Genomic DNA, 255 nt, shown 5'->3' on the forward strand with positions numbered 1-255 from the left:
TCTCGAACGAGCGCGACAACACGGTCTCGGTGATCGACACCGCGACCTTCGAGGTCACCCGCACCTTCCCCGTGGGCCGGCGCCCGCGCGGCCTCGTCTTCTCCCGGGACGGGAGCCGGCTGTTCCTGTGCGCGAGCGACTCGGACGCCGTGCAGGTGATCGACCCCGCCAGCGGCCGGCTCCTGCACGACCTGCCCTCCGGCGAGGACCCGGAGCAGTTCGCCCTGGCGCCGGACGGGCGCACGCTGTTCATCG

At 72.9% G+C, this 255-nt stretch carries 1 protein-coding gene; it reads left to right on the plus strand.

Annotation, left to right across the window (positions count from 1 at the left end; all coding sequences use genetic code 11):
- On the plus strand, positions 1-255 hold a 255-nt coding region (locus ACLBXP_RS26140; protein WP_447670684.1), incomplete at both ends, for a YVTN family beta-propeller repeat protein.

Source organism: Methylobacterium sp. A54F (assembly GCF_053346035.1).